33 protein-coding genes and 1 pseudogene are annotated in these 26703 nt (G+C 70.5%); 5 read left to right on the top strand and 29 right to left on the bottom strand.

Annotation, left to right across the window (positions count from 1 at the left end):
- Positions 1-21 precede the first annotated feature (21 nt).
- The gene (locus CP982_RS25425) at positions 22-720 is read left to right on the top strand and encodes a TetR/AcrR family transcriptional regulator (protein WP_150512604.1); all 699 of its coding nucleotides are present in this window, start codon (positions 22-24) and stop codon (positions 718-720) included.
- Here CP982_RS25425 and CP982_RS25420 read toward each other — a convergent pair.
- From CP982_RS25420 to tsaB, 4 genes are read right to left on the bottom strand one after another with little or no spacing between them, the layout of a single operon-like run.
- A complete protein-coding gene (locus CP982_RS25420) occupies positions 717-971 on the bottom strand; it encodes a hypothetical protein (protein WP_150512603.1) in 255 nt (84 codons plus the stop codon). The genes CP982_RS25425 and CP982_RS25420 overlap by 4 nt on opposite strands.
- The gene (gene tsaD, locus CP982_RS25415; RefSeq protein ID WP_150512602.1) at positions 968-2083 is read right to left on the bottom strand and encodes a tRNA (adenosine(37)-N6)-threonylcarbamoyltransferase complex transferase subunit TsaD; all 1116 of its coding nucleotides are present in this window, start codon (positions 2081-2083) and stop codon (positions 968-970) included. The genes CP982_RS25420 and tsaD overlap by 4 nt, the downstream gene beginning before the upstream one ends.
- On the bottom strand, positions 2076-2627 hold the full coding sequence (rimI, locus tag CP982_RS25410) for a ribosomal protein S18-alanine N-acetyltransferase (RefSeq protein ID WP_150515699.1): 552 nt from the start codon (positions 2625-2627) through the stop codon (positions 2076-2078). The genes tsaD and rimI overlap by 8 nt, the downstream gene beginning before the upstream one ends.
- Before the next feature lie 35 nt (positions 2628-2662).
- Positions 2663-3319, bottom strand: a complete 657-nt coding sequence (gene tsaB / locus CP982_RS25405) for a tRNA (adenosine(37)-N6)-threonylcarbamoyltransferase complex dimerization subunit type 1 TsaB (protein ID WP_150512601.1) — start codon at positions 3317-3319, stop codon at positions 2663-2665.
- 102 nt (positions 3320-3421) lie between these two features.
- On the opposite strand from tsaB, the gene CP982_RS25400 reads away from it, so the two are divergent.
- A complete protein-coding gene (locus tag CP982_RS25400) occupies positions 3422-3970 on the top strand; it encodes a hypothetical protein (RefSeq protein WP_170316489.1) in 549 nt (182 codons plus the stop codon).
- A 376-nt stretch (positions 3971-4346) separates the two neighbouring features.
- Here the strand turns inward: CP982_RS25400 and tsaE are convergent, their stop codons facing one another.
- From tsaE to CP982_RS25370, 5 genes are all read right to left on the bottom strand, one after another.
- Positions 4347-4862: a tRNA (adenosine(37)-N6)-threonylcarbamoyltransferase complex ATPase subunit type 1 TsaE gene (tsaE, locus tag CP982_RS25390; protein WP_150512599.1), complete on the bottom strand. Its 516-nt coding sequence runs from the start codon at positions 4860-4862 to the stop codon at positions 4347-4349.
- 10 nt (positions 4863-4872) lie between these two features.
- Entirely contained in the window at positions 4873-6072 is a 1200-nt protein-coding gene (locus CP982_RS25385) for an alpha/beta fold hydrolase (protein WP_150512598.1), read from the bottom strand.
- A gap of 13 nt (positions 6073-6085) precedes the next feature.
- The gene (gene alr / locus CP982_RS25380; protein ID WP_150512597.1) at positions 6086-7243 is read right to left on the bottom strand and encodes an alanine racemase; all 1158 of its coding nucleotides are present in this window, start codon (positions 7241-7243) and stop codon (positions 6086-6088) included.
- Between the two features lie 291 nt (positions 7244-7534).
- Positions 7535-9001, bottom strand: coding sequence for an NAD(P)H-hydrate dehydratase (locus CP982_RS25375; RefSeq protein WP_150512596.1), 1467 nt, complete (start codon positions 8999-9001; stop codon positions 7535-7537).
- A gap of 75 nt (positions 9002-9076) precedes the next feature.
- Positions 9077-9445 (bottom strand): holo-ACP synthase, encoded by a 369-nt coding sequence (locus CP982_RS25370; RefSeq protein ID WP_150512595.1) that lies wholly within the window; start codon positions 9443-9445, stop codon positions 9077-9079.
- A gap of 93 nt (positions 9446-9538) precedes the next feature.
- On the opposite strand from CP982_RS25370, the gene coaA reads away from it, so the two are divergent.
- Both coaA and CP982_RS25360 read left to right on the top strand, forming a co-directional pair.
- The gene (gene coaA / locus CP982_RS25365) at positions 9539-10537 is read left to right on the top strand and encodes a type I pantothenate kinase (RefSeq protein WP_150512594.1); all 999 of its coding nucleotides are present in this window, start codon (positions 9539-9541) and stop codon (positions 10535-10537) included.
- Between the two features lie 28 nt (positions 10538-10565).
- Positions 10566-11516, top strand: coding sequence for a DUF389 domain-containing protein (locus tag CP982_RS25360; protein WP_150512593.1), 951 nt, complete (start codon positions 10566-10568; stop codon positions 11514-11516).
- Here the strand turns inward: CP982_RS25360 and glmM are convergent.
- From glmM to CP982_RS25340, 4 genes and pseudogenes are all read right to left on the bottom strand, one after another.
- Positions 11513-12871, bottom strand: a complete 1359-nt coding sequence (gene glmM / locus CP982_RS25355; protein ID WP_150512592.1) for a phosphoglucosamine mutase — start codon at positions 12869-12871, stop codon at positions 11513-11515. The genes CP982_RS25360 and glmM overlap by 4 nt on opposite strands.
- A 129-nt stretch (positions 12872-13000) precedes the next feature.
- Complete coding sequence (rpsI, locus tag CP982_RS25350; RefSeq protein WP_150512591.1) at positions 13001-13516, bottom strand: 30S ribosomal protein S9; 516 nt, start codon at positions 13514-13516, stop codon at positions 13001-13003.
- Positions 13517-13557: 41 nt separating this feature from the next.
- Positions 13558-14001: a 50S ribosomal protein L13 gene (rplM, locus tag CP982_RS25345; protein WP_150512590.1), complete on the bottom strand. Its 444-nt coding sequence runs from the start codon at positions 13999-14001 to the stop codon at positions 13558-13560.
- Positions 14002-14211: 210 nt separating this feature from the next.
- Positions 14212-15437: pseudogene (locus tag CP982_RS25340) on the bottom strand (glycosyltransferase 87 family protein).
- 74 nt (positions 15438-15511) lie between these two features.
- Here CP982_RS25340 and CP982_RS25335 point away from each other — a divergent pair.
- Positions 15512-16360, top strand: a complete 849-nt coding sequence (locus tag CP982_RS25335; protein ID WP_170316488.1) for a hypothetical protein — start codon at positions 15512-15514, stop codon at positions 16358-16360.
- A 21-nt stretch (positions 16361-16381) separates the two neighbouring features.
- Here CP982_RS25335 and truA read toward each other — a convergent pair whose 3' ends face one another.
- From truA to rpsH, 16 genes are all read right to left on the bottom strand, one after another.
- On the bottom strand, positions 16382-17236 hold the full coding sequence (truA, locus tag CP982_RS25330) for a tRNA pseudouridine(38-40) synthase TruA (protein WP_150512588.1): 855 nt from the start codon (positions 17234-17236) through the stop codon (positions 16382-16384).
- Positions 17237-17307: 71 nt separating this feature from the next.
- Positions 17308-17808 (bottom strand): 50S ribosomal protein L17, encoded by a 501-nt coding sequence (gene rplQ, locus CP982_RS25325; protein WP_150512587.1) that lies wholly within the window; start codon positions 17806-17808, stop codon positions 17308-17310.
- Positions 17809-17945: 137 nt separating this feature from the next.
- On the bottom strand, positions 17946-18968 hold the full coding sequence (locus CP982_RS25320; protein WP_016645160.1) for a DNA-directed RNA polymerase subunit alpha: 1023 nt from the start codon (positions 18966-18968) through the stop codon (positions 17946-17948).
- A gap of 122 nt (positions 18969-19090) precedes the next feature.
- Positions 19091-19495 (bottom strand): 30S ribosomal protein S11, encoded by a 405-nt coding sequence (gene rpsK / locus CP982_RS25315; protein WP_003948617.1) that lies wholly within the window; start codon positions 19493-19495, stop codon positions 19091-19093.
- 65 nt (positions 19496-19560) lie between these two features.
- Positions 19561-19941, bottom strand: a complete 381-nt coding sequence (rpsM, locus tag CP982_RS25310) for a 30S ribosomal protein S13 (protein ID WP_150512586.1) — start codon at positions 19939-19941, stop codon at positions 19561-19563.
- A 190-nt stretch (positions 19942-20131) separates the two neighbouring features.
- Positions 20132-20245 (bottom strand): 50S ribosomal protein L36, encoded by a 114-nt coding sequence (rpmJ, locus tag CP982_RS25305; RefSeq protein ID WP_003948619.1) that lies wholly within the window; start codon positions 20243-20245, stop codon positions 20132-20134.
- A 59-nt stretch (positions 20246-20304) separates the two neighbouring features.
- The gene (infA, locus tag CP982_RS25300; protein WP_003948620.1) at positions 20305-20526 is read right to left on the bottom strand and encodes a translation initiation factor IF-1; all 222 of its coding nucleotides are present in this window, start codon (positions 20524-20526) and stop codon (positions 20305-20307) included.
- A gap of 161 nt (positions 20527-20687) precedes the next feature.
- Entirely contained in the window at positions 20688-21524 is an 837-nt protein-coding gene (gene map, locus CP982_RS25295; RefSeq protein ID WP_150512585.1) for a type I methionyl aminopeptidase, read from the bottom strand.
- Positions 21525-21674: 150 nt separating this feature from the next.
- Positions 21675-22331, bottom strand: a complete 657-nt coding sequence (locus CP982_RS25290) for an adenylate kinase (protein WP_150512584.1) — start codon at positions 22329-22331, stop codon at positions 21675-21677.
- On the bottom strand, positions 22331-23644 hold the full coding sequence (gene secY, locus CP982_RS25285) for a preprotein translocase subunit SecY (RefSeq protein ID WP_150512583.1): 1314 nt from the start codon (positions 23642-23644) through the stop codon (positions 22331-22333). Before secY ends, CP982_RS25290 begins: the two co-directional genes overlap by 1 nt.
- Positions 23645-23890: 246 nt before the next feature.
- On the bottom strand, positions 23891-24346 hold the full coding sequence (gene rplO, locus CP982_RS25280; protein WP_138961319.1) for a 50S ribosomal protein L15: 456 nt from the start codon (positions 24344-24346) through the stop codon (positions 23891-23893).
- 2 nt (positions 24347-24348) lie between these two features.
- Positions 24349-24528: a 50S ribosomal protein L30 gene (rpmD, locus tag CP982_RS25275; RefSeq protein WP_013001408.1), complete on the bottom strand. Its 180-nt coding sequence runs from the start codon at positions 24526-24528 to the stop codon at positions 24349-24351.
- 2 nt (positions 24529-24530) lie between these two features.
- Positions 24531-25136 (bottom strand): 30S ribosomal protein S5, encoded by a 606-nt coding sequence (gene rpsE, locus CP982_RS25270; protein WP_144320461.1) that lies wholly within the window; start codon positions 25134-25136, stop codon positions 24531-24533.
- Positions 25137-25176: 40 nt separating this feature from the next.
- Positions 25177-25560: a 50S ribosomal protein L18 gene (gene rplR / locus CP982_RS25265; protein ID WP_138961318.1), complete on the bottom strand. Its 384-nt coding sequence runs from the start codon at positions 25558-25560 to the stop codon at positions 25177-25179.
- 3 nt (positions 25561-25563) lie between these two features.
- Positions 25564-26103, bottom strand: coding sequence for a 50S ribosomal protein L6 (rplF, locus tag CP982_RS25260; RefSeq protein WP_030685454.1), 540 nt, complete (start codon positions 26101-26103; stop codon positions 25564-25566).
- A 24-nt stretch (positions 26104-26127) separates the two neighbouring features.
- Positions 26128-26526: a 30S ribosomal protein S8 gene (gene rpsH, locus CP982_RS25255; RefSeq protein WP_018528360.1), complete on the bottom strand. Its 399-nt coding sequence runs from the start codon at positions 26524-26526 to the stop codon at positions 26128-26130.
- Positions 26527-26703 lie beyond the last annotated feature (177 nt).

Below are 26703 nucleotides of genomic sequence, written 5' to 3'. Positions count from 1 at the left end.
GGAGGACGCGACAATGAGGCCGTGGCAGCCGAAGCGAATGCGGAAGAACCCCCGGAGCCCGGCGCGGGCGAGCGGAAGCGGCGGGTCGGGCGGCCGCGCCGCATCCAGCCGGAGGCGATCGTCGACGTGGCGCGGCGCATCCTCCAGGAGGAGGGCGTCGCGGCCCTGAGCATGCGGCGGGTCGCCAAGGAGATCGGGGCCACGCCCATGGCGCTCTACCACCACGTGCGCGACAAGGACGAGCTGCTGATGCTCGCCCTGTCCGGCACGGCGGCGACGCTGCCGCGCCCGGAGCTGCCCGCGGACCCGCGCGAGCGGCTGCTCGCCGTCTCCCTGCACATGCACGGCGTCCTGCTGCGGCTGCCGTGGGTCGTGGAGGTCCTGAGCCTCGGCGACCTCAGCGACAAGGGCGCGATGTGGATGGTCGACGAGATCATCGGCTCGGGCATCGCGTGCGGCCTCACCCCCGAGGAGGCCGTGCACGCCTACCGCACCGTCTGGCACTGCGTGTACGGCGACCTCGTGTTCCGGCGCGCGATGGCGCGCCGCGCCGAGGAGCCCGAGCGCAAGCGGTACTTCCCCGACATGCTCACCGAGGCGGACGCCGCCGAGCTGCCCCATGTGACCCCGCTGGCCCCGCGCTGGGAGGAGCTCGCCGGGACGTACGACATCGGCCGCCAACTGGCAGCCGTGATCGACGGACTGCTGGGCAGGGCCTAGGAGTCGACCGGCTCGAAGCGCCAGCGGTGCGGCGGCCGGGACACCAGGTCCCCGGGCGGCTCGGGCAGCTCCGGCAGGTCGGCGTCGTACGCGGCGTCCCACCAGGTGATGACGAGGACCCGGTCCCCCGGCGCCCGGAACGTCTCACGGCGCACCGGCGCCACCGCCAGGCCCTGGGCCCGCGCCCAGGCCAGCAGCTCCGCCCCGCACCCCTCCGCCGCCCGGGCCTCCCACATCAGCGCGACGCTCATGAGTAGAGGTTGTCCTTGCTGACCTCGTGCACGTGGTCGTGGTCGTGGGTGTGGGCGTGCGCGCCCGGCACGTGCGGCTCCGTCACCGGCAGGGAGGAGTCCGCCGAGAGCCCCAGGTCCGAGGAGGGCCGGTTGCGGGCCACCATCTCCGCGCCGAGCGCGGCGACCATCGCGCCGTTGTCCGTGCACAGCTTGGGCCGCGGCACCCGAAGGCGGATGCCGGCGCGCTCGCAGCGCTCCTGGGCGAGCGCGCGCAGGCGCGTGTTCGCGGCGACGCCGCCGCCGATCATCAGGTGGTCGACGCCCTCGTCCTTGCAGGCCTTGACCGCCTTGCGGGTGAGCACGTCGACGACCGCCTCCTGGAAGGACGCGGCCACGTCCCGCACCGGCACGTCCTCGCCCGCGGCCCGCTTGGCCTCGATCCAGCGGGCCACGGCCGTCTTCAGGCCGGAGAAGGAGAAGTCGTACGCGGGATCGCGCGGCCCGGTGAGCCCGCGCGGGAAGGCGATGGCGGTCGGGTCGCCCTCGCGCGCGTACCGGTCGATGACGGGGCCGCCGGGGAAGCCCAGGTTCAGCACCCGCGCGATCTTGTCGAAGGCCTCCCCCGCGGCGTCGTCGATGGTCGCGCCGAGCGGCCGGACGTCGGAGGTGATGTCGGTGGAGAGCAGCAGCGACGAGTGCCCGCCGGACACGAGCAGCGCCATCGTCGGCTCGGGAAGCGCGCCGTGCTCCAGCTGGTCCACGCAGATGTGCGAGGCCAGGTGGTTCACGCCGTACAGCGGCTTGCCGAGCGCGTACGCGTACGCCTTCGCGGCCGAGACGCCGACGAGCAGGGCGCCCGCGAGCCCCGGCCCGGCGGTGACGGCGATCCCGTCGAGGTCGGAGGCGGCGACGCCCGCGTCCTTCAGGGCGCGCTGGATGGTCGGGACCATCGCCTCCAGGTGCGCCCGCGAGGCGACCTCGGGCACGACGCCGCCGAAGCGCGCGTGCTCGTCGACGCTGGAGGCGACGGCGTCGGCGAGCAGCGTGGTGCCGCGCACGATGCCGACGCCGGTCTCGTCGCAGGAGGTCTCGATGCCGAGGACGAGGGGCTCGTCGCGGAGGTCAGCCATGGATCTCGGTTCCTTGTACGCCGTTCACGGGGCCGTCGGCCCGGCCGTTCGGGGAGGGGTGCGGGGCGCGCGACAGGGCCGAGGGGTCCGAGAGACGCATCACCAGCGCGTCCACGTTCCCCGGCTGGTAGTAGCCGCGCCGGAAGCCGATCGGCTCGAAGCCGAAGCGCTCGTACAGCTTCTGCGCCCGGGTGTTGTCCACGCGCACTTCGAGCATCACCTCGGTGGCCTCGAAGGCGGTCGCGTGCCGGAGGAGTTCGGTGAGCAGCCGCGCGCCGAGCCCGGTGCCCCACTGGTCCCGGGCCACGGCGATGGTCTGCACGTCGGCGGCCACCGCGTCGCCGCCTTCGGAGTCGGTGCCCGCGACCGCGAGCCCGCCGTACCCGACGAGGCGCTCGCCGTCGTACGCCACCAGATAGCGGCGCGTCGAGCCGGGACCGCGCGCGTGCGCGAGCTCCGACCAGAACATGCCGCGCGACCAGGCGTCCTCCGGGAAGAGTGCCTTCTCGAGCGCGAGGACGGGATCGATGTCCCACCAGCGCATCTCGCGCAGCACGGCGGCTTGGGTCGTCACGGTGGTCACTTGGGGGTGACCACCTTGTAGTTCTTGGGCACCTGCGCGTCCGGGCGGCGCAGATACAGCGGGCGCGGCTCCAGGAGCTCCTCGCCCGCGGCCAGCTTCTCGGCGGCGACCGCGGCGAGGGCGGCGGCCGCCACGTGCTCGGGCCCGCGGGCGTCGGGGAAGGCCTCCGGGTAGAGCGTGGCGCCCGCGCCGACGGCCGGGAGCCCCGCGACCTGCTCGGCGATGTCGGCGGGCCGGTCCACGGCGGGCCCCGTGACGCGGGTGCGCGCGTCGTCGTACCGGGCCCAGTAGACCTCCTTGCGGCGCGCGTCCGTGGCCACGACGAACGGGCCGTCCTCGATCCCGGAGGCGTACGCCAGACCGTCGAGCGTGCACACCCCGTACACGGGCACGCCGAGCGCGAGGCCGAAGGTGTCGGCCGTCATCAGGCCCACTCGCAGCCCGGTGTACGGCCCGGGGCCCACCCCGGCGACGACGGCGGTGACCGCGTCGAGTCTCACGCCCGCGTCGGCGAGGACGCGGTCGACGGCGGGCAGCAGCAGCTCGCCGTGGCGGCGCGCGTCGACCTGACTCGACTCGGCCACGACGGACGTGCCGTCGTGCAGCGCGACGGTGACGGCGGGGGTTGCGGTATCCAGAGCGAGCAAGAGCACGCGAACAGCCTACGGCTCCGAGGCCCCGCGCACGGCCGCACCGGCCGCGGGTGCGCCTGCTGCTACCGTCACTCCATAGCCGTACGTAGGGAAGGTGGCTCAGTGTCCAGGACCAGCTCGGGATTCGTGGCCGGGCTCACCGCCGCCGCCCTCGCCGCGGTCGGATTCCTCGCCTACCAGGCCTCCGCGAGCGCGCCGGACGATCTGAACGCGCGGCCGGACAAATCCCCCACGACCCCCACGAAGTCCCCCAAGGGCAAGGGCGACGCGCTGGCGCTGCCCGACCGCTCGGGCACCGGAAAGCGGGTCGTGTACTCACTGGAGGGCGACCGGGTGTGGCTGGTCGGCGACTCCGGCAAGGCCAAGCGCACGTACCGCGTCACGCCGAGCACCGTCGACCCGGAGCCCGGCACGTACGAGGTCACGTCGCGCCAGGGTCAGGTCACCGGTTCGGACGGCAGGCAGATCGAGCACGTCGTGCGCTTCACGACGGTCGACGGCATAACGATCGGGTTCAGCGCGGCGCTCAACGGCTCCACGGAGAAGCCGGACCCCGCGAAGAAGACCGGCGGCATCCGCTCGTCCCGCGAGGACGGCAACGCGATGTGGGACTTCGCGACCATCGAGACGGCGGTAGTGGTCGTCAAGTAGCCGCTCAGGCGGCGTCCCGCCGCGGCTCGTCCACGGGGGCTTCCTGAGGCACAGGGGCGGCTGGAGGCGTGGAGACGGCGCTCGCGGCGGCGCACGACGCGAGCAGCTCACTCATCGAGCAGCTGGACGGCCGCGCCGCCGGCCCCTGCGGCCGGGGCTGTACGTCTCGTTCTGAAGCCGGCATGGACGCCTCCTGGGGCTTCGGGGGCAGACGTGGTTAGGTAGACCTAACCAGTACCGGTATCCATGTGAACACGCCCGGCACCCGCCATGCAACATCTTACCGACGCCTTGTCGGAAAATGTGGACGGAAAGAATCCCCACCAGCCGCAAAAAGGGCAAATGTAATCCCCCACTGAGGGCCGACGAACGGGCCTCAGCCGGCCAGAACGCTCAGATCGGCGTCCTGCCAGCGGACCCCGATCCCCCGCAGGGTCACCTCGCGCCCCTCGTCGGCGGTGTCTCCCACGGCCCGGTGGATGACCAGGTGCAGCCGGTCGTCCGACAGGTCCTCGACCTTGCCGTCGCCCCACTCCACGACGACCACGGAGTCCGGCAGGGACACGTCGAGGTCCAGGTCCTCCATCTCGTCGAGCCCACCGCCGAGCCGGTACGCGTCCACGTGCACCAGGGCCGGTCCCTCGCCGAGCGGCGGGTGGACGCGGGCGATGACGAACGTCGGCGAGGTGACGGCCCCGCGCACGCCCAGGCCCTCGCCGAGGCCGCGCGTCAGCGTCGTCTTGCCCGCGCCCAGCTCACCGGTGAGCATGACGAGATCGCCCGGACGCAGGATCTTGGCCAGGCGGCGGCCCAACTCACCCATCTGTTCCGGGGAGTTGACGGCGATCTTCAGGGTGGTGGCGGGGACGGCCGGGCTGTGCGGTGCTTCCATGGGACCCACGTTAACCGCTGCCGACCGCGCCCGTCCGTGCCAGCAGATCCGCCAGGCGGTCGGTCACCGCCTCGGGGTGCTCCAGCATGACCAGGTGACCGGCGTCCGGCACCAGGACGAGCTCCGCCTCCGGCAGCAGATCGGCGATCACCTCGCTGTGCTCGCTCGGCGTGACCAGGTCCTTGTCGCCCGCGAGCACGAGCACGGGCAGCTCGGTGAAGTGCTTGAGGGCGTCCGCCTTGTCGTGCTCGGTGAACGCCGGGTAGAACTCCGCGACCACGTCGATCGGCGTGGACTCGATCATGCGCTCCGCGAACCGCGCTACCGCCGGATCCACGTCCTTCGACGAGAACGAGTACCGCTTGATGATGCCCGCGAACAGGTCGGACGTGGCCCGCCGCCCCCGCTCGACGAGCTCGGCCTGCGAACCGAGCGCCCTCAGGACGCCGGGCAGCACGCGCCGCACGGCGTTCACCCCCGCCACCGGGAGCCCGAAGTTGACTTCCCCGAGCCCCCCGGCGGACGTGCCGACAAGGGCGACGCCCACCACCCGCTCCCGGATCAGCTCCGGGAACTGGTCGGCGAGGGCCATCGTCGTCATGCCGCCCATGGAGTGCCCGACGAGGACCAGCGGCCCCTCGGGCGCGGCCGCGTCGATGACGGCCTTCAGGTCCCGGCCCAGGCGGTCGATGGTGACCGGCTCGCCGTCACGGAGCTGGGCCGCGCCGCGCCCCGAGCGCCCGTGGCTGCGCTGGTCCCAGTACACGGCCCGTACGACGCCCCGCAGCGCGGCGCGCTGGAAGTGCCAGGAGTCCTGGCTGAGGCAGTAGCCGTGGCTGAACACGACGGTGACGGGAGCGGGCGCGCGCCGCCCGAAGAGCCGACGCCGCCGCGAGGCCTGGGCCCCCTCCTCACCGACCTCGTCGACTTCGAAGGCCAGCTCCGTGCCGTCGTCGGCGTACGCCTTGCCGGGCATGCCGCGCAGCGAGCCGTACGGGCCCGAGGCGTCGAGGGCGAGACGGGCCTTCTTGCGCATGCCGCGCCCGACCGTGAGCCGCTCGATGGCGACCCCGGCGGCGGCGCCCGCCGCGATGACTCCTATGGCGGCACCGGCGATCCCGGCCCGCCGCCAGGTCGTCGCCGAAGCGCCCGGCCGTCCCGCCACCGCCCCGACCACCTCGGCGGCCGCCCCCGTGCTGCCCTCGCCCACGTGCCGCTCCTCTTCAGTCGCCGGTGCCCGGCCGCTCGTTCACATAGACGCGCGGAACGCGCGCACCGATGCGGGTCACGATCTCGTACGCGATGGTGCCCGCGGCCCGCGCCCAGTCCTCGGCGGTGGGCTCCCCGCGGTCGCCGGGCCCGAAGAGCACCGCTTCCGTGCCGACCTCGGGCTCGTCCCCGCCGAGGTCCACCACGAACTGGTCCATGGCGATCCGCCCGGCGGCGGTCCGCCACTTGCCGTCGACGAGCACCGGGCCCGCGCCGGAGGCGTGCCGCGGGATCCCGTCCCCGTACCCGGCGGGCACCAGACCGAGCGTCGTCTCGCCCGCGGTGGTGTAGTGATGCCCGTAGCTCACGCCGTGGCCCGCCGGGGCGCGCTTCACGTGCGCCAGGGCCGCGGCGACGGTCATCACCGGACGGAGCCCGAAGTCCTCGGGCGTCCCGATCTCGGGGCTGGGCGAGACCCCGTACATCGCGATGCCCGGCCGCACCAGGTCGAAGTGCGTCTCGGGCAGGGTGAGCGTGGCCGGGGAATTGGCTATGTGCCGCACCTCGGGACGGACCCCCGCCTGCTCGGCGTACCCGACCATCTCCCGGAACGTACGCAGTTGCAGGGCGATCGACGGATGGCCCGGCTCGTCGGCACAGGCGAAGTGCGACCAGAGCCCGGTGACCTTCACCAGACCGTCGGCCTCCGCGCGCAGGGCCTCGCCCACGAGCTCCGGCCAGTCGTCGGGCATGCATCCGTTGCGCCCGAGCCCGGTGTCGGCCTTGAGCTGCACCCGGGCCGTACGCCCCGCGGCCCGCGCGGCGGCGACGACCTCGGCGAGCGCCCCCACCCGGCTCACCGACACGTCCACGTCGGCCTCGACGGCCTCGCGCCAGGGCGACCCCGGCGTCCACAGCCAGCACATGAGGCGCCCGCCGACACCCGCGGCACGCAGCGCGAGCGCCTCCTCGGGCGTGGCGGTCCCGATCCACTCGGCGCCCGCGTCCAGCGCGGCCTTGGCGCACGGGACCATCCCGTGCCCGTACCCGTCCGCCTTCACGACGGCCATGAACGCGGCGCCGGGCGCGTGAGCACGCAGCGTCCGCACGTTGGCCCGAAGGGCGGCGAGGTCGATCTCGGCGCGCACGCGCGGCAGTGCAGTATCAGTCATCGTCGAACAGTGTCTCAGAGCGAGCGAGAACCCCGGCGGAGAGCCACCGCACACGGGACGTACCGGACAGCTCCAGGACCGACGGAAAGCCGCCGACGAAACAGGAGGGGACGTGCCGGTATGTCCGCCCGCAGCACCCCGAGTGCACCGCGCCGGGCGGATGAACCGCCCCGCGCACATGACGGCGAGGACGGACATACCGGCGCGGCCCCGCCCCACGACATACGCCCGGCGCACCACGACGCCCCCGCGGACGCCAGCGACACAGCAACCCAGCCCCAAGCCCAGGCGCTAGCCCCGCCGCACGTCCCGCCACGCCGCCGGAAGGGCCTCCGCCACGTCCTGCGCCCCCACCGGCGCCCCCTCAGCCGCGAGCCGCCCCGCGAGCCCGTGCAGAAACGCCCCCACCGCCCCCGCGTCCCGGGCCCCGAGCCCCGCCGCGAGCAGCGCCCCGGCGAGCCCCGACAGCACGTCCCCGCTCCCCGCGGTGGCCAGCCACGCGGTCCCCGTCGGATTGACCCGTACGACGCCCCCGTCGGCCCCGGCGACCAGCGTCGTCGACCCCTTGAGCAGCACCGTGGCCGCATACCGCCCGGCCAGCTCCCGCACGGCGTCCAGACGGGAAGCCTCGACCTCCGCACGCTCCACCCCGAGCAGCGCGGCCGCCTCCCCCGCGTGCGGGGTGAGCAGCGTGGGAGCGCCCCGCTTCCGCACGGCCGAGGCGTCGGCGAGCCGCAGCCCGTCCGCGTCGATGAGCACGGGCACGTCCGCCGCGACCACGTCCCGCAGCCGCTCCCCCGCGTCCCCGTGCCCGTCCCCGAGCCCCGGCCCCACCACCCAGGCCTGCACCCGCCCGGCCTTGGGCACGGGCCCCGCGGACACCAGCGCCTCGGGGAAGCGGGCGATGACGGCGTCCGCGGCGGGCCCCACGTACCGCACGGCCCCGGCACCGCCGCGCAGCGCTCCGGCGACGGCGAGGACGGCCGCCCCCGGGTAGCGGGCAGACCCGGCGACGACACCGAGGACACCGCGCCGGTACTTGTCGCTCTCGCCGCCCGGCACCGGAAGGAGCCGCGCCACATCGGCGTACTGCGGGGCCTCCACCGCGGGCGCGTACGCGGAGAGTTCACCGCCGAGCCCGATGTCCACGAGCCGCAGGGCCCCGGCGTACTCCCGGGCGGGATCGACGAGGAGCCCCGGCTTGTAGGCCCCGAACGTCACCGTCGCGTCGGCGCGCACGGCGGCGCCGCGCACCTCGCCGGTGTCGGCGTCGACCCCGCTCGGCAGGTCGACGGCCACGACCAGGGCCCCGGACTCCTCGGCGGCGCGGGCGAGTTCGGCGGCGCCGGGACGGAGACCGCCCTTGCCGCCGATGCCGACGATCCCGTCAACAACAAGATCGGCACGCAGCACGGCACCACCGGCACCAGGCAAGTCACCCGAGCCGTCGACAACCCGCCCCCCGGCCCCCCGCAACGCCGCCACCCCACCCCCGTGCACCCGCTCGGGCGACAGCAGCACGGCCGTCACCCCGGCCCCGCGCCGCGCGAGCCGCGCCCCGGCGTAGAGCGCGTCACCCCCGTTGTCGCCGCTGCCGACGAGGAGCGCGACCCGCGCCCCGTAGACCTTGCCGAGCAGCTGCCCGCAGGCCGCGGCGAGCCCCGCGGCCGCCCGCTGCATCAGCGCTCCTTCGGGAACCCGCGCCATCAGCGCGCGCTCAGCCGCCCGTACGTCCTCCACGCGATACGCAGTACGCATCCACCAAGTCTCGCGCACCCCGCGGACCACGGCAGCAGCGCGACGGACGGCGCAACGGACGCACGACGCCCCGGCCTACCCCTCGGCGACGACCACCGCGGAGGCCACCCCCGCGTCATGGCTCAGGGACACGTGCCAGCCACGCACGCCCAGGGACTCGGCCCGCGCGGCCACCGTCCCGGAGACCCGCAGCCGGGGCTGCCCGGTCTCCTCCACGTACACCTCGGCGTCGGTCCAGCGCAGCCCGGGCGGCGCCCCCAAGGCCTTGGCCAAAGCTTCCTTGGCGGCGAACCGGGCGGCGAGCGAGGCGACACCGCGCCGCTCCCCGCCGGGCAGATACAACTCCCGCTCCACGAAGAGCCGTTCCCGCATCCCCGGCGTCCGCTCCAGGGAGGCGGCGAACCGGTCGATCTCGGCCACGTCGATGCCCACACCAATAATCACGGCGGCAGCTAACCACGGCGGCCCGGCGGCGGAGCACCACGGGGGTGACACACCCCACCCGCACGGACGTTCAAACTCCCGTAACAATGGACTGTGATCTCTTTGGTCTCCTCGCCGCCACGGGGCGCCAACCGGCACAAGCCGGAGGCGACCCCCTACGTCGACCTCACCCGTGCCGAGTGGAGCGCGCTGCGCGAAAAGACGCCGCTGCCCCTGACCGCCGCCGAGGTGGAGAAGCTGCGCGGCCTCGGCGATGTCATCGACCTCGACGAGGTGCGGGACATCTACCTCCCGCTCTCCCGTCTCCTCAACCTCTACGTGGGCGCCACCGACGGCCTGCGCGGAGCGCTCAACACCTTCCTCGGCGACACCGGCGAGAAGGGCTCGCAGTCGGGCACGCCCTTCGTCATAGGGGTCGCGGGCTCCGTCGCCGTCGGCAAGTCGACCGTCGCCCGGCTGCTCCAGGCCCTGCTCTCGCGCTGGCCCGAGCACCCGCGCGTGGAGCTGGTGACCACGGACGGCTTCCTGCTGCCCACCAAGGAGCTCCAGGCGCGCGGCCTGATGTCGCGCAAGGGCTTCCCCGAGTCGTACGACCGCAGGGCGCTCACGCGCTTCGTCGCCGACATCAAGGCGGGCAAGGACGAGGTCACCGCGCCCGTCTACTCACACCTGATCTACGACATCGTGCCCGGCCAGCGCCTCACCGTGCGCCGCCCGGACATCCTCATCGTCGAGGGTCTGAACGTGCTGCAGCCCGCCCTGCCCGGCAAGGACGGCCGCACCCGCGTCGGCCTGGCCGACTACTTCGACTTCAGCGTGTACGTCGACGCCCGCACCGAGGACATCGAGCGCTGGTACCTGAACCGGTTCCGCAAGCTGCGCGAGACCGCCTTCCAGAACCCGTCCTCGTACTTCCGCAAGTACACCCAGGTCTCCGAGGAAGAGGCGCTCGACTACGCCCGCACCACCTGGCGGACCATCAACAAGCCGAACCTGCTGGAGAACGTGGCCCCCACCCGCGGCCGCGCCACGCTCATCATCCGCAAGGGTCCCGACCACAAGGTGCGAAGGCTCAGCCTGCGCAAACTCTGACCGCCGGGCCCCGCGTTAAGGTGCGGGCATGCTCCATCTGCGGCTGATCACCCCGGCGGACCGGACCGACGCCGTGGTGCGCCTGATCGAACGGACGCCCGGTACGACGCACCTCGCCGTCGTACCGGGCGCGGCCCGCAATCCGTCGGGCGACATCGTGCTGTGCGACGTGGCCCGGGAAGCGGGCGACGAGCTGCTCGGCGGCCTGCGCGCCCTGGAGATCGACAAGCACGGCTCGATCGCCCTGGAGAACATCGACCTGTCGCTGTCGCTCCGCGCCGACAAGGCCGAGGACGAGGCGCCGGGCGAAGGCGCGGACGCGGTCCTGTGGGAGCACCTGGCGGACGCCACGCACGAGGAGTCCACGCTCTCCGTCACGTACGTCGCCTTCATCACGCTCGCCACGATGATCGCGGCCTGCGGCGTCGTCCTCGACAACGCGATCCTCATCGTGGGCGCGATGGCGGTGGGCCCGGAGTTCGGCCCGCTCGCGGGCTTCTGCACCGCGCTCGTGCGGCGCGCCCCGCGGCTCGCGCTGCGCTCCATGGTGGCGCTGATCGCGGGCTTCGCGATCGCCATGGCCGCGACGGTGGCCTTCAGCTTCTTCATGGACGCGGTGGACCTGTTCCACCAGTCGTCCCTGAAGGCCGAGCGGCCCAACACCAACTTCATCTACCGGCCCGACTGGTTCTCCTTCGTCGTGGCCGTCCTCGCGGGCGCGGCGGGCACCCTGTCCCTGACCTCGGCGAAGTCGGGCGCGCTCGTGGGCGTCGCCATCTCCGTGACGACGGTCCCCGCGGCGGCGAACGCCGCGGTGGCCTTCAGCTACGACGAGTACCGCCAGGCCTGGGGCTCCACCGAGCAGCTCCTGCTCAACCTGCTCGGCATCGTCCTCGCCGGTACGCTCACGCTGCTCGCCCAGAAGCTGCTCTGGGCGCGGCAGCGCGAACGTACCGCGAAGAAGCCCGGCATCTCCTAGCCGAGCGCGGACTTCACCACGTCCGCGAGGCGCCCGGCCACGGAACGGGCCTGCTCGATGTCGGCGGCCTCCACCATCACGCGCACCAGCGGCTCGGTGCCCGAGGGACGGAGCAGCACGCGGCCGGTCTCGCCCAGCTCGCGCTCGGCGTCGGCCACGGCGACGGCCAGCTCCGTGGAGGTCCGCACCCGGGACTTGTCCACGTCCGGCACGTTGATGAGGACCTGCGGAAGCCGCTCCATGACGGCGGCCAGGTCCTTGAGGGTGCGGCCGGTCTCGGCGACGCGGGCCGCGAGCAGCAGGCCGGTGAGCGTGCCGTCCCCGGTGGTGGCGTGGTCCAGGGCGATGACGTGCCCGGACTGCTCGCCGCCGAGGGCGTAGCCGCTGGCCTTCATCTCCTCCAGGACGTACCGGTCACCGACGGCGGTCTCGACGAACCGCAGGCCCTCGCGCTCCATGGCGAGCTTGAAGCCCAGGTTCGACATGACCGTGGCGACAACGGTGTCGCGGCGCAGCACACCGCGCTCCCGCATGCCGAGCGCGAGCACGGCGAGGATCTGGTCGCCGTCGACCTCGGCGCCCGTGTGGTCCACGGCGAGGCAGCGGTCGGCGTCGCCGTCGTGCGCGATGCCAAGGTGGGCGCCGTGCTCGACGACGGCGGCCTGGAGCTGCCCCAGATGGGTCGAGCCGCAGCCCTCGTTGATGTTCAGACCGTCGGGGGACGCGCCGATGGTGACGATCTCGGCACCGGCGCGCGCGAAGGCCTCCGGCGAGACCCGGGCGGCGGCGCCGTGCGCCTCGTCCAGGACGATCCTCAGCCCGTCGAGACGGTTCGGCAGCACCCCGATCAGATGCGCCACGTACTGGTCGAGCCCCTGGTCGTACGAGGTGACGCGGCCGACGCCCGCCCCGGTGGGCCGCTCCCAGGGGGCGCCGGTGCGGTGCTCCTCGTAGACGGACTCGATGCGGTCCTCGAGGTCGTCGGCGAGCTTGTGGCCGCCACGGGCGAAGAACTTGATGCCGTTGTCGGGCATGGCGTTGTGGCTGGCGGACAGCATCACGCCGAGGTCGGCGCCCAGCGCACCGGTGAGATGGGCCACCGCCGGGGTGGGCAGCACACCGACGCGCAGGACGTCCACACCGGCGCTCGCCAGGCCCGCGACGACCGCGGCCTCCAGGAACTCCCCGGACGCGCGCGGGTCACGCCCCACCACCGCTGTCGGGCGATGGCCCTCGAAGGTACCCGCTTCGGCGAGCACGTGTGCCGCTGCGACTGAGAGACCGAGCGCGAGCTCCGCCGTCAGATCGGCGTTGGCGACACCGCGCACGCCGTCCGTGCCGAAGAGTCGTCCCACTGCTGTCCTCCGAACATTCCGACATTCCGAGCGTCCACCCCGGATCGACGGGGCGCTGATAGACGAAACGCCCCGGCAGCACACAGGGTGCCGCCGGGGCGTTCGTGAAGTACTAGCAGGCAGCGACGATTAGCGCTTGCTGTACTGCGGGGCCTTGCGGGCCTTCTTGAGACCGGCCTTCTTGCGCTCGACCGCACGGTCGTCGCGCTTGAGGAAGCCGGCCTTCTTGAGGGCGCCGCGGTTGTTGTCCACGTCGGCCTCGTTCAGGGCGCGGGCCACGCCGAGGCGCAGGGCGCCGGCCTGACCGGAGACGCCGCCACCAGCGATGCGGGCGACGACGTCGTAGCGGCCCTCGAGCTCGAGAACCTTGAACGGCTCGTTGACTTCCTGCTGGTGCACCTTGTTGGGGAAGTAGTCCTCAAGGGTGCGACCGTTGATCTTCCACTTGCCGGTGCCCGGGACGATCCGGACGCGGGCGATGGCGTTCTTGCGACGGCCCAGGCCGGCGGCCGGCTGCGGGTCGCCGAAGCGCGCGGCGTTCGACTCCGAGGTGTACTCGCCCTCGACGGGCACCTCGGACTCGGTGGTGTAGTGCTCGATGTCGACAGTCTCGTCGATCGGCTGCTCAGCGGTGGTCTCGGCCACGATGATCCTCAGATTCTCTTCGTCTTAGGGGGTGGCCGGAGTTACTGCGCGACCTGGGTGATCTCGAACGGCTGCGGCTGCTGCGCGCCGTGCGGGTGCTGGTCACCCTTGTAGACCTTCAGCTTCGAGAGCATCTGACGGCCCAGCGAGTTCTTGGGGAGCATGCCCTTGATGGCCTTCTCGACGGCCTTCTCGGGGTTCTTCTCGAGCAGCTCGTCGTAGCGCACCGAGCGGAGGCCGCCCGGGTAGCCAGAGTGGCGGTAGGCCATCTTCTGGGTCTTCTTGTTGCCGGAGAGGTGGACCTTCTCGGCGTTGATGATGATGACGAAGTCGCCCATGTCCATGTGGGGGGCGTAAATCGGCTTGTGCTTGCCGCGCAGGAGAGAGGCGGCGGTGGTCGCCAGACGTCCCAGGACGATGTCCTGGGCGTCGATGACGTGCCACTGACGGGTCACGTCGCCGGGCTTGGGGCTGTACGTACGCACTTCGTAGCCTTCGCTTCTTCAGTGGATGGGGTCCAGACACACGGCACCCAGGAAGCGATCATGCAGCTGGGGCTCACAATGCCGGGGACGCTGCCCGTATGCGAGCCACTGGTAACTGCTCCAGGGAACCTACGTATGGGCCCTTTCGCGTGAGAACGAGGAAGCCAATACGTATCAGTCCCCGAGACTACCCGCGCCGCCCCGTATGGGTCAAAACGCGGCCCTGGAGACCGGCACCGCCGACCCCACCGCCTCGGGCGGTCCTGCCGGTCCTGCGTCATCCACAGTAACCGCCCTCGGCCGCAGACAGCACCGCGCGACCGCGAAGGCCAGCACACAGAGCGTGACGCAATCCTTGAAGGCCCGCCGCACCCCGGGCTCCAGACCCACCCACGTGAACCCGGGCACCTGCGGCACGAGGGCCACCCAGAACCCCGCCCCGCGCACCACGGCCCCCTCCTCACCCGCCCCCGCGAGCAGCAGCGGCAGCACGACGAGGAGGTAGTGGTCGTAGGAAGGACGGGACACCAGGAAGGCGGCCAGCATCAGCGCCACCGCCGTCTCCGCGACCCGCGCGGCCCCCGCGTCCCCCGCCCCCACCTGCGCCACGCACACCACACCCCCACCAGCGCCCCCGCCCCCGCCACCAGTGACGCCGCGACCCCCGGCACCCCGATCCGCGGCAGCACGGCCGCGGGCGAGGCCTCGTAGAGCCGTACGAAACTGTCGCCGCCGCGCAGCAGGAAGGGGAGCGTGCGGGTGAGGAAGCCCGCCGGGTCCGGCAGCAGCAGCGCCGCGGCGGCCGAGACCGCGACCGGCACCCCCACGGCGACGCCGAGCGCCCGCCACCGCCGCGCGAAGACGAAGAGGAGCAGCACCGGCACCAGGAGCGGCTTCACGGCCACCGCGGCCCCGATCACCGCCCCCGCCCGCCCCCACCGGCCCCGGCAGGCGCACAGCAGCGCCAGCGGCAGGGCGAGCGCCGACGCCACGGTCCAGTTCCCGAGCTCCACCAGATGCCCGAAGGGCGCGAAGCCGAGGGCGAGCCCGAGCAGACCGAGCACCGCGAAGCGACTCCGCCACGGCACCCCGTGGAGGCGCAGCGCACACCCCCAGCCACCGGCGAGCGCCCCCACCACCCCCACCGGCACCAGGACACGCACCAGCCCCTGTGGCAGCACGGCCTGGGGCAGGGCCGCGAGCACGGCCCCCGGCAGGTAGAGGAAGTGCCGGTCCGCGTACGGCGAGCGCCCTTCCAGCCACGCTCCGGCCGCCCGCGCCACGATCCCGTTGTCCATGCCGCCGTCCGGCACCCGACAGGCGACGCGCAGCACGAGCGCGCCGAGGACCACCCCGAGCACCGCCCACGCCTGCCACGCGGCGGGCCGCAGCCACCACCCCGTAACACCGGAAACATCACTTTTGCCCGCGTTCATGCGGCTCAGGCTAGGGCGAGAACCCGCCTCGGCCCCGGCTCAACATCCCCACCGCCCCGTCTAAGATGCCGCGCATGAGCTTTGGGCAAGGGGGACCTCAGTGGGGTCCGGGGGGCTCGCAGACCCCGGACTGGGCGGCACTGGCCGAAGCGTCCGAGAAGCGCGCCCGCCGCCGCAAGTGGCTCCTGATGGGCGGCGGCGCACTCGCCACCATCGGCGTCGCCACGGCCGTGGCCGTCGCCGTCGTCTCCGCCAACGGCGACGACGCCTCCGCCTCCGACAAGCCCGCGAGCGGGCTGCCCTCGTCCCCGGAGATCCCCGGCGCCTCCTCGCCCCCGGAGCCGTCCTTCGAGGCGACCACTCCCCCGCCCCCGCCGGATCCCAAGGACTACATCTCCAGCGCGGACAAGGACAAGGCGCCCCTGAGCGCCGCGATCCTCTTCCCCGGCACGAAGCTGACCTCCGGCGACAAGGTCTACAAGAAGGGCGCCACCGCCGACACCAAGCGGTGCGCCTCGGTCACCCAGCCGGTGCTCGGCCGCGTCCTCACCAAGAACAAGTGCACCGAGCTGATGCGCGTCACCTACGCCCGCGGCGGCGTCGCCGTCACCGTCGGCGTCGCGGTCTTCGACACCGAGGCCCAGGCCACCAAGGTCAAGCAGCAGGCGGACAAGGGCCTGGTCACCTCGCTGCCGGGCAAGGGCGTCGGCACGTTCTGCCGCACGACGGTCTGCCGCGGCACGTACAACGCCTACGGCCGCTACGCGTACTTCACGACGACCGGCTTCCTCGCCGCCAAGGACGTCACGAAGAAGGACCGCAAGGCGTACGAGGTCGGCGACGACCTCGCCCGCTTCGCCTTCAACCAGATCAACCGCCGCGGCGAGACCCAGGCGTCGGCCGCCGCCAACAACCCCGAATAGAACGAACGCTCTATCCGGAGCTCAGCAACATCCCGCCGACGGCAGCGATCGCTTGTTGCGCGCCTCCACGCTGCGCGCCGCGAGCAGCTCGTCCGCCGGATAGCCGACTTCCTCAAGGGTGAGCCCGTGCGGCCGCACCACGTGCACCGCCGAGTCCCGCACACCCGCCGCGAGCACCTTGCCCGGCCAGTCCGGCGGCCGGTGCCCGTCCCCCACGAACAGCATGGCCCCGACCAGGGAGCGCACCATGTTGTGGCAGAAGGCATCCGCCCGCACGGTGGCTTCAAGGATGCCGTCGGGCCGCCGCTCCCACCGCAGCTCCTGGAGCGTACGGATGGTGGTCGCGCCCTCGCGCCGCTTGCAGTACGCGGCGAAGTCGTGCTCGCCGATGAGCGCCCGCGCGGCCTCGTTCATCGCGTCCAGGTCGAGCGTCCAGTCGTGCCAAAGCACGTGCCCGCGCAGCAGCGGGTCGACGCCGCCGGGGTGGTCGGTCACGCGGTACGCGTACCGGCGCCAGATCGCCGAGAACCGCGCGTTGAACCCGGCAGGAGCCTCCTCCGCCCGCCAGATCCGCACGTCGTGCGGCAGCCGTCCGGCGAGCCGCCGCAGCAGCTTCTCGCGGTGTTCGGCCCAGGCGCTCTCCGGCAGGTCGACGTGCGCGACCTGGCCGCGCGCGTGCACCCCGCTGTCGGTCCGCCCGGCCACGGTCAGCTCGTACGTCTCACCCGACCGCGTGACCGTGCGCAGCGCGTCCTCGATCTCGCCCTGGACGGTCCGCTGACCTTCGCGCTGCTTCGCCCACCCGGAAAAGTCCCGGCCGTCGTACGACAGGTCAAGGCGCACCCGGACGAACCCGGGCTTCACTTCCTCACTCACACCGCAATCCTCTCAGGCACACGAAAGCGGGCCCGCCCCGAAGGGCGGACCCGCTTCACGAAGGCTCAGCCTCAGGCGTCCTTCGACTCCTCGGCCGGGGCCTCGACGGCCTCGTCGGACTTGGCCTCGACGGCCTCGTCCTTCTTCAGGGCGTCTTCCTTGACGGCACGCTTCGTGGCCGCCTCGGCCTCACCGGTGGCCTCCTGGGCCACGGTCAGGGCCTCCACCAGCTCGATGACGGCCATGGGCGCGTTGTCGCCACGGCGGTTACCGATCTTGGTGATACGGGTGTAGCCACCCGGGCGGTTCTCGTAGCGCGGGCCGATCTCGGCGAAGAGCGTGTGGACGACGCTCTTGTCCGTGATGATCTGGAGCACCTGACGGCGGTTGTGAAGGTCGCCCTTCTTCGCCTTGGTGACCAGACGCTCCGCGAACGGACGCAGGCGGCGGGCCTTCGCCTCGGTCGTGGTGATGCGGCCGTGCTCGAAGAGATCCTTGGCGAGGTTCGCCAGCATCAGCTTCTCGTGCGCGGCGCTGCCGCCCATACGGGCACCCTTGGTGGGCTTCGGCATGGTGTTTCTCCTTGTGTTCTGCCCCGGCCGTATCAGGTACCGAGGTCAGCGGTACCGCGCCCCGTAAGGGGCGCGGGGAACTGCGCGCGCAACCACAACGCGCGCGCAGCCGACATCAGACCGTCGGGCCCGAGCTCTCAGTACTGCTCGGTCTCGACGAACCCGGCATCCGCGTCGTCATCGGCGCCGAAGGCGTCCGCGGCGGCGGTCGGGTCGAATCCGGGCGGGCTGTCCTTGAGGGCCAGACCCATCCCGTTGAGCTTCATCTTGACCTCGTCGATGGACTTCGCGCCGAAGTTGCGGATGTCCAGGAGGTCCGCCTCGGAGCGGGCCACGAGCTCACCCACGGAGTGGATGCCCTCACGCTTGAGGCAGTTGTAGGAGCGGACCGTGAGCTCCAGCTCCTCGATCGGCAGCGCCAGATCGGCGGCGAGCGCGGCGTCCGTCGGGGACGGACCCATGTCGATGCCCTCGGCGTCGATGTTGAGCTCGCGGGCCAGACCGAACAGCTCGACCAGGGTCTTGCCGGCGGACGCCATGGCGTCGCGCGGGCGCATGGCCTGCTTGGTCTCGACGTCGACGATCAGCTTGTCGAAGTCGGTGCGCTGCTCGACTCGGGTGGCCTCGACCTTGTAGGTCACCTTGAGGACCGGCGAGTAGATGGAGTCGACCGGGATGCGGCCGATCTCCTGGCCGACCTGCTTGTTCTGCACGGCGGAGACATAGCCGCGACCGCGCTCGACGGTCAGCTCCATCTCCAGCTTGCCCTTGCCGTTGAGCGTGGCGAGGACGAGGTCGGGGTTGTGCACCTCGACACCGGCCGGGGGCGCGATGTCGGCGGCGGTGACCAGACCCGGGCCCTGCTTGCGCAGGTACATCACGACCGGCTCGTCGTGCTCCGAGGAGACGACCAGCTGCTTGATGTTGAGGATCAGGTCGGTGACGTCCTCCTTGACGCCCGGCACGGTGGTGAACTCGTGCAGGACACCGTCGATGCGGATGGACGTGACCGCCGCACCCGGGATCGAGGACAGGAGGGTCCGGCGCAGGGAGTTGCCGAGGGTGTAGCCGAAGCCCGGCTCCAGCGGCTCGATGACGAACCGGGAGCGGAACTCGTCGACGACCTCTTCGGTCAACGAGGGACGCTGAGCAATCAGCATGTTGCGATCCTTCAGTCAGGGGCACCCACTATTTGATGCCCTGATGTTGTTACAAGGGTACGGGCGATACGGCCCGTGAGAGCCGTACCGCCCGGAACCTCAAGTCAAGCGACGTACGAACGTCAGACGCGACGGCGCTTGGGCGGACGGCAGCCGTTGTGCGGCGTGGGCGTCACGTCCTGGATCGAGCCGACCTCGAGGCCCGTGGCCTGGAGGGAGCGGATCGCGGTCTCGCGGCCGGAGCCCGGACCCTTCACGAAGACGTCGACCTTGCGCATGCCGTGCTCCTGCGCGCGACGGGCAGCCGACTCGGCGGCCATCTGCGCGGCGAACGGCGTGGACTTGCGCGAGCCCTTGAAGCCGACGTGGCCGGCGGAGGCCCAGGAGATCACGTTGCCGGTCGGGTCCGTGATGGACACGATCGTGTTGTTGAACGTGCTCTTGATGTGCGCGTGGCCGTGAGCGACGTTCTTCTTTTCCTTGCGGCGCACCTTCTTGGCAGCGCCCTGACGACCCTTGGGGGGCATCTCTTACTCCTACGGGAGGTGGTCGGTCCTGCAGCGTCAGCTGTCGATAGACCGCTGAGCGAGGACTACTTCTTGCCCGGCTTCTTCTTACCGGCGATGGCGCGACGCGGGCCCTTGCGGGTGCGAGCGTTGGTGCTGGTGCGCTGACCGCGGACGGGCAGACCACGACGGTGGCGCAGACCCTGGTAGCAGCCGATCTCGACCTTGCGGCGGATGTCGGCCTGGATCTCGCGACGGAGGTCACCCTCGGTCTTGATGTTCTGGTCCACGTACTCGCGGATCTTGACGAGGTCTTCCTCGGTCAGGTCGCGAACACGGGTGTTGCGGTCGACACCAGTAGCGTCCAGCGTCTGCTGGGACAGCGTCCGGCCGACACCGAACACGTAGGTGAGGGCGACCTCGATGCGCTTGTCGCGCGGGAGGTCAACACCTTCAACGCGTGCCATTCATGGCTCCTGTGAATCTTCGGAGGTCTTCAGCAGAACCACTCCCAGCCGCCGTATGAGGTACGTACTGGGTCCCCGGCCTCCGACCGGGGGTGCCGCCCTCCATTACCTGATGGACCTGAAGAGGGACGGGCTCTGCATATGTGCTGTTACGTGCGTCGCGCGAAAATCTGCGAGTGCAGTACGTGCGTCAGCCCTGGCGCTGCTTGTGGCGCGGGTTGTCGCAAATGATCATGACCCGGCCGTGACGGCGGATCACCCTGCACTTGTCGCAGATCTTCTTGACGCTCGGCTTGACCTTCATGGGTGTGAGGTTCTCCGGGTCAGTGCCACCACCCCGCGCGAGCGGGATACAGGCAAGATCTACTTGTACCGGTAGACGATCCGGCCACGCGTCAGGTCGTACGGAGACAGCTCCACCACGACCCGGTCGTCAGGGAGGATGCGGATGTAGTGCATGCGCATCTTGCCGCTGATGTGTGCCAGGACCTGGTGGCCGTTCTGGAGCTCCACCTTGAACATGGCGTTCGGAAGAGACTCGACGACAGTGCCTTCGATCTCGATGGCACCTTGCTTCTTGGCCACGCTTCGCCCTTCGAATCGACTACCTTGATCGACTCAGTTCCCCGTATGCAGACACACGGATGCACGAGAGCCGACGCGTCAGTCTACGTCAGTGCACCCGGAAAGACGAATCGAGAAAGAATGCCCGCTCCGGAAGATCCTTAAGCAGCACCGGCGGGAGCCTAGCCCAGCGGGTCGGGCGCGGCGGTGACGCCGTACTCGGCGAGCTTCGCCTTGCCGCCGTCGGGCGCGGTCAGCACCAGCGGGCCCTGCTCGGTCAGCGCGACGGAGTGCTCCCAGTGCGAGGACCAGGTGCCGTCCGTGGTGATGACCGTCCAGTCGTCCGAAAGGACCTCGGTCTTCGCCGTGCCGAGCGACACCATCGGCTCGATCGCGAGGCAGAAGCCGGGCACCAGCTTGGGCCCGCGGCCGCGCCGCCGCTCGACGTAGTTCAGCAGGTGCGGGTCCATGTGCATCTCGGTGCCGATGCCGTGGCCGCCGTAGTCCTCGATGATTCCGTACTTGCCGGAGGCCGGACGCGGCTGGCGGCGGATGTACGTCTCGATGGCGCGGGAGACGTCGACGAGCCGGTTGCCCAGCTTCATGGCCGCGATGCCGGCCCACATCGACTCCTCGGTCACCCGGGAGAGCTCGACGAGCTCCGGAGCGTGACCGCCGCCCACGAACGCCGTGAAGGCGGCGTCGCCGTGCCAGCCGTCCACGATCGCGCCCGCGTCGATGGAGATGATGTCGCCGTCCTCCAGGACGACCTCGTCGCTCGGGATGCCGTGCACGACGACCTCGTTCTTCGAGGTGCAGATGGTCGCGGGGAAGCCGCCGTACCCGAGGAAGTTCGACTTGGCGCCGTGCTCGGCGATCACCTTGCGCGCCACGTCGTCCAGGTCCTTGGTGGTCGCGCCCGGCACCGCCGCCGCCCGCGTGGCCTGGTGGATGGCGGCGACGACAAGTCCCGCCGCACGCATCTTGGCGATCTGCTCGGGAGTCTTGATCTGCACCATGTCCGGCCTGAGCCTTTCTGAACCTACGACTACGACGTACGGCAAACGAGGAGTACTCACCACGATACGGCCGCGGCGGCGCCCCTCGCGCTCCGCCCACAGCTCGGCCGCGGCACCCGCCCGGGGTGCCGCGGCCCAGTCACAGCTGTATCAGGCGCTCTCGCCCTGCAGGGCGGACATCGCGCGCTGCGTGACCTCGTCCACCTTGCCGAGGGCCGAGATCGTGACCACCAGGCCCTGGGCCTTGTAGTGGTCGATGATCGGCTCCGTCTCGCGGTGGTAGACGTCGAGCCGCTTGCGCACGGTCTCTTCCTTGTCGTCCCCGCGCTGGTAGAGCTCGCCGCCGCAGACGTCACAGACGTCCTGCTGCTTCGGCGGGCTGTACGTCACGTGGAAGACGTGGCTGGAGTCGTTCCGGCAGATGCGGCGGCCCGCGATGCGCTTGACCACCTCGTCCTCGGGGACCTCCAGGTCGAGGACCGCGTCCAGCTTCTGGCCGTCCGCCTTGAGGGCCTCGTCCAGGGCCTCGGCCTGCGACACGTTGCGCGGGAAGCCGTCCAGCAGGAAGCCGTTCTCCGCGTCGGCCTGCGCCATGCGGTCCTTGGCCATGCCGATGGTCACCTCGTCCGGGACGAGGTTTCCGGCGTCCATGTAGGACTTGGCCAGCTTGCCGAGCTCCGTCTGCTGGCTGATGTTGGCGCGGAAGAGGTCGCCCGTGGAGATGTGCGGGATCGACAGGTTCTTGGCAAGGAACGCGGCCTGCGTTCCCTTGCCTGCACCGGGCGGCCCGACGAGGACGATTCGCATCAGCGGAGGAACCCTTCGTAGTTGCGCTGCTGGAGCTGGCTCTCGATCTGCTTCACGGTCTCCAGGCCCACACCCACGATGATGAGGATGCTCGTTCCACCGAAGGGGAAGTTCTGGTTGGCCCCGAAGCCCACCAACGCCATCGTTGGCACAAGAGCGATCAGACCCAGATACAGCGAGCCCGGCCAGGTGATCCGGTTGAGTACGTAGCTCAGGTACTCAGCGGTCGGTCGGCCAGCCCGGATGCCCGGGATGAAGCCACCATACTTCTTCATGTTGTCCGCGACTTCCTCCGGGTTGAAGGAGATCGCCACGTAGAAGAAGGCGAAGAAGACGATCAGGACGAAGTAGGTGACGATGTAAATCGGGTGGTCACCCTTGGTCAGGTTCTGCTCGATCCACGTCTTCCAGCCGGACTGACCACCGGCGAACTGGGCGACGAGCGCGGGGATGTACAGCAGCGACGAGGCGAAGATCACAGGGATGATGCCCGCCTGGTTGACCTTCAGCGGGATGTACGTCGACGTACCGCCGTAGGACCTGCGGCCGATCATGCGCTTCGCGTACTGCACCGGAATGCGGCGCTGGGCCTGCTCGACGAAGACCACCAGGCCGACCATGAACAGGCCGACGAGGATGACGGTGCCGAACTCGATCCAGCCGTCGGCCAGGGAACCCGACTTCTTGATGCCCCACAGGGCGGCGGGGAAGGTCGCGGCGATCGAGATGAACATCAGGATCGACATGCCGTTGCCGATGCCGCGGTCGGTGATGAGCTCACCGAGCCACATGACGGCGGCCGTACCGGCGGTCATGGTGATGACCATCGTGATGGTGACGAAGATCGACTGTTCGGGGACGATCTGCGAGGCGACCGAGCAGCCCTGGAACAGGGTGCCGGTGCGAGCGGTGGCCACCAGGCCGGTGCCCTGCAGGACGGCAAGGGCGATGGTCAGATAGCGCGTGTACTGCGTGATCTTGGCCGTGCCCGCCTGGCCCTCCTTCTTGAGGGCTTCCAGGCGCGGGATCACCACGGTCAACAGCTGCAAGATGATGCTCGCCGTGATGTACGGCATGATGCCGAGCGCGAAGATCGTGATCTGCAGCAGTGCGCCACCGCTGAACATGTTGACCAGGCCGAACAGGCCCTGGTTGGCGTTCGCCTGGTCAATGCACTTCTGGACATTCGTGTAGTCGACGCCCGGGATCGGGATATGCGTCCCGAGCCGGTAGATCACGATGATGCCGAGCGTGAAGAGCAGCTTCTTGCGCAGGTCGGGCGTCTTGAACGCCCGGGCGAACGCGGTGAGCACGGTGCCTCCTGCGACCCCCGCGCTACTGCGTCAGAGGTGACGGTGGTGAGTCCGACGGATAAGTACGTGTGTGTAGCTAAAAGCCAAGATCCGCCCGGTCGGTCGCGAGGACAGACCGCGCGGAAGTTAACAGTGCACGCCACCTTACCGGCGACCGTGCCCCCCTTGGAACGACCAACCGGGGATGCCCCTTTTGTGGGGCATCCCCGGTCGGGATCGCTCAAGTCATCGAGACGCCTGAGAACTTCAGACGAGCTCGGTGACGGTGCCGCCTGCGGCGGTGATCTTCTCCTTGGCGGAGCCGGAGACGGCGTCAACCGTCACCTGCAGCGCCACGGTGACCTCACCCTGGCCGAGGACCTTGACAAGGCTGTTCTTGCGAACGGCGCCCTTGGCGACCAGGTCGGCCACCGTGACCTCGCCACCCTCGGGGTAGAGGGCGGTGAGCTTGTCCAGGTTGACGACCTGGTACTCGGTCTTGAACGGGTTCTTGAAGCCCTTCAGCTTCGGGAGACGCATGTGGAGGGGCATCTGGCCACCCTCGAAGCGCTCCGGAACCTGGTAGCGGGCCTTCGTGCCCTTCGTACCACGACCGGCCGTCTTACCCTTCGACGCCTCACCACGACCGACACGGGTCTTGGCGGTCTTGGCGCCGGGGGCCGGACGGAGGTTGTGGATCTTCAGCGGGTTGTTCTCCGCCATGATCAGACCTCCTCAACCGTCACGAGGTGGCGGACGGTGTGCACCATGCCGCGGAACTCGGGGCGGTCCTCCTTGACGACCTGCGTGTTGATCCCCTTGAGACCAAGGGAACGCAGGGTGTCGCGGTGGTTCTGCTTGCTGCCGATGTACGACTTCGTCTGCGTGATCTTGAGCTGAGCCATGATTACGCACCCGCTCCCGCACGTGCACGCAGCAGAGCCGCGGGGGCGACGTCCTCGAGGGGCAGACCACGGCGAGCCGCGATCTCCTCGGGACGCTGCAGGCCCTTGAGGGCCGCCACGGTCGCGTGCACGATGTTGATCGCGTTGTCGGAGCCCAGGGACTTCGACAGGATGTCGTGAACACCGGCGCACTCGAGCACGGCACGCACGGGACCACCGGCGATAACACCGGTACCCGGCGAAGCCGGCTTGAGCAGGACGACGCCCGCGGCCTTTTCACCCGTGATCGGGTGCGGGATGGTGCCCTGGATACGGGGGACCTTGAAGAAGTGCTTCTTGGCCTCCTCAACACCCTTGGCGATGGCGGCCGGCACCTCCTTGGCCTTGCCGTAACCGACACCCACGGTGCCATCGCCATCGCCCACTACGACGAGCGCAGTGAAGCTGAAGCGACGACCACCCTTCACAACCTTGGCGACGCGGTTGATCGCGACAACGCGCTCAACGTACGCGGTCTTCTCGGCGGCAGCTGCGCCGCCGTCACGGCCCTTCCGGTCCCGCCGCTCGCCGCCACCGGCACCGCTGCCGCGGCGCTGGGGTCCAGCCATTGGATTTACCTCTCTCTTTTCCGCTAGCTACGCAGCGAGCTCAGAACTTGAGCCCGGCCTCGCGGGCGGCGTCGGCCAGGGCCGCGATGCGACCCGCGTACCGGTTACCGCCACGGTCGAACACGACAGCCTCGACACCGGCGGCCTTGGCACGCTCGGCGACCAGGGCGCCGACCTTGCCGGCCTGCGCCGACTTGTCGTCCGAGCCACCACGGATGGACGCGTCCAGGGTCGACGCCGACGCCAGGGTGTGACCCTGGATGTCGTCGATGACCTGGGCCACGATGTGGCGGTTGGAGCGCGTCACGACCAGGCGCGGACGCTCAGCCGTACCCGAGATGTGCTTACGGATCCGGATGTGACGACGCTTGATGGCAGCACGCTTGTAAGCGTCGCCCTTAGCAATCTTGACACCGTATGCCATGGCTTACTTACCCGCCTTTCCGACCTTGCGGCGGATGACTTCGCCCTCGTACTTGACGCCCTTGGCCTTGTACGGGTCAGGCTTGCGCAGCTTGCGGATGTTGGCCGCAACCTCGCCGACCTTCTGCTTGTCGATGCCCTCGACCGAGAACTTGGTCGGCGACTCGACCTTGAACGAGATGCCCTCGGGCGCCTCGACCAGGATCGGGTGGCTGTAGCCGAGCGAGAACTCCAGGTTGGAGCCCTTCGCCAGGACGCGGTAACCGACACCGCTGATCTCGAGCTTCTTCACGTAACCCTGGGTCACACCGGTGATCATGTTCGCCACCAGCGTGCGGGACAGGCCGTGCAGGGCCTTGTTCTGACGCTCGTCGTTCGGGCGGGTGACGTTCAGAACGCCGTCCTCACCCTTAGCGATCTCGATCGGCGACACGACGGTGTGGTTCAGGGTGCCCTTGGGGCCCTTCACCTGGACCGTCTGGCCGTCGATGGTGACGTCCACGCCGGCGGGAACCGTGATGGGGAGCTTGCCAATACGCGACATAGCTGTTTCCTCCGTTCCCTTCCGCTACCAGACGTAGGCGAGGACTTCCCCACCCACGCCCTTCTTGCCCGCCTGCTGGCCGGTGAGCAGACCGTGCGACGTGGAGATGATGGCCACGCCCAGGCCGCCGAGCACCTTCGGCAGGTTGGTGGACTTCGCGTACACGCGCAGACCAGGCTTCGAGATCCGCTTGATGCCCGCGATGGAGCGCTCACGGTTCGGCCCGAACTTGAGCTCGAGGACGAGGTTCTTGCCGACCTCGGCGTCCTCGACCTTCCAGCCCGTGATGAAACCCTCCTGCTGGAGGATCTCCGCGATGTGCGACTTGATCTTGCTGTGCGGCATCGCCACGGTGTCGTGGTACGCCGAGTTCGCGTTCCGCAGACGCGTAAGCATGTCTGCGATCGGATCAGTCATGGTCATGAATTGGCCTTCGGCCTCTCTCGCCGGGGTTTCCTGTCTGCGCCATCCCTCTCCCCACTCATGGGCGGGACGGGTGCGGCGCGGGGACCTACGGCGTAGTAAGTCGTACGAGGGCGGCAGGGCGCCCAACCACACAAGCCTAAGGCATGCGCGGCCGGGACCCCACCGACCTCATTG

This window comes from Streptomyces spectabilis, from assembly GCF_008704795.1.
GTDB classification, from domain to species: Bacteria; Actinomycetota; Actinomycetes; order Streptomycetales; family Streptomycetaceae; genus Streptomyces; species Streptomyces spectabilis.
Note: the sequence above shows the minus strand (reverse complement) of the source record. Positions and strands in the feature narration are given on the sequence as shown.

Excerpts from the sequence above, each read along its gene's own strand:
- CP982_RS25420 (WP_150512603.1), bottom strand. The coding sequence starts at position 971 with ATGAGCGTCGCGCTGATGTGGGAGGCCCGGGCGGCGGAGGGGTGCGGG.
- tsaD (WP_150512602.1), bottom strand. The coding sequence starts at position 2,083 with ATGGCTGACCTCCGCGACGAGCCCCTCGTCCTCGGCATCGAGACCTCC.
- rimI (WP_150515699.1), bottom strand. The coding sequence starts at position 2,627 with ATGCGCTGGTGGGACATCGATCCCGTCCTCGCGCTCGAGAAGGCACTC.
- tsaE (WP_150512599.1), bottom strand. The coding sequence starts at position 4,862 with ATGGAAGCACCGCACAGCCCGGCCGTCCCCGCCACCACCCTGAAGATC.
- alr (WP_150512597.1), bottom strand. The coding sequence starts at position 7,243 with ATGACTGATACTGCACTGCCGCGCGTGCGCGCCGAGATCGACCTCGCC.
- CP982_RS25375 (WP_150512596.1), bottom strand. The coding sequence starts at position 9,001 with ATGCGTACTGCGTATCGCGTGGAGGACGTACGGGCGGCTGAGCGCGCG.
- CP982_RS25360 (WP_150512593.1), top strand. The coding sequence starts at position 10,566 with ATGCTCCATCTGCGGCTGATCACCCCGGCGGACCGGACCGACGCCGTG.
- CP982_RS25335 (WP_170316488.1), top strand. The coding sequence starts at position 15,512 with ATGAGCTTTGGGCAAGGGGGACCTCAGTGGGGTCCGGGGGGCTCGCAG.
- rplQ (WP_150512587.1), bottom strand. The coding sequence starts at position 17,808 with ATGCCGAAGCCCACCAAGGGTGCCCGTATGGGCGGCAGCGCCGCGCAC.
- CP982_RS25320 (WP_016645160.1), bottom strand. The coding sequence starts at position 18,968 with ATGCTGATTGCTCAGCGTCCCTCGTTGACCGAAGAGGTCGTCGACGAG.
- rpsK (WP_003948617.1), bottom strand. The coding sequence starts at position 19,495 with ATGCCCCCCAAGGGTCGTCAGGGCGCTGCCAAGAAGGTGCGCCGCAAG.
- rpsM (WP_150512586.1), bottom strand. The coding sequence starts at position 19,941 with ATGGCACGCGTTGAAGGTGTTGACCTCCCGCGCGACAAGCGCATCGAG.
- rpmJ (WP_003948619.1), bottom strand. The coding sequence starts at position 20,245 with ATGAAGGTCAAGCCGAGCGTCAAGAAGATCTGCGACAAGTGCAGGGTG.
- map (WP_150512585.1), bottom strand. The coding sequence starts at position 21,524 with ATGGTGCAGATCAAGACTCCCGAGCAGATCGCCAAGATGCGTGCGGCG.
- CP982_RS25290 (WP_150512584.1), bottom strand. The coding sequence starts at position 22,331 with ATGCGAATCGTCCTCGTCGGGCCGCCCGGTGCAGGCAAGGGAACGCAG.
- rplO (WP_138961319.1), bottom strand. The coding sequence starts at position 24,346 with ATGGCGGAGAACAACCCGCTGAAGATCCACAACCTCCGTCCGGCCCCC.
- rpmD (WP_013001408.1), bottom strand. The coding sequence starts at position 24,528 with ATGGCTCAGCTCAAGATCACGCAGACGAAGTCGTACATCGGCAGCAAG.
- rpsE (WP_144320461.1), bottom strand. The coding sequence starts at position 25,136 with ATGGCTGGACCCCAGCGCCGCGGCAGCGGTGCCGGTGGCGGCGAGCGG.
- rplR (WP_138961318.1), bottom strand. The coding sequence starts at position 25,560 with ATGGCATACGGTGTCAAGATTGCTAAGGGCGACGCTTACAAGCGTGCT.
- rplF (WP_030685454.1), bottom strand. The coding sequence starts at position 26,103 with ATGTCGCGTATTGGCAAGCTCCCCATCACGGTTCCCGCCGGCGTGGAC.
- rpsH (WP_018528360.1), bottom strand. The coding sequence starts at position 26,526 with ATGACCATGACTGATCCGATCGCAGACATGCTTACGCGTCTGCGGAAC.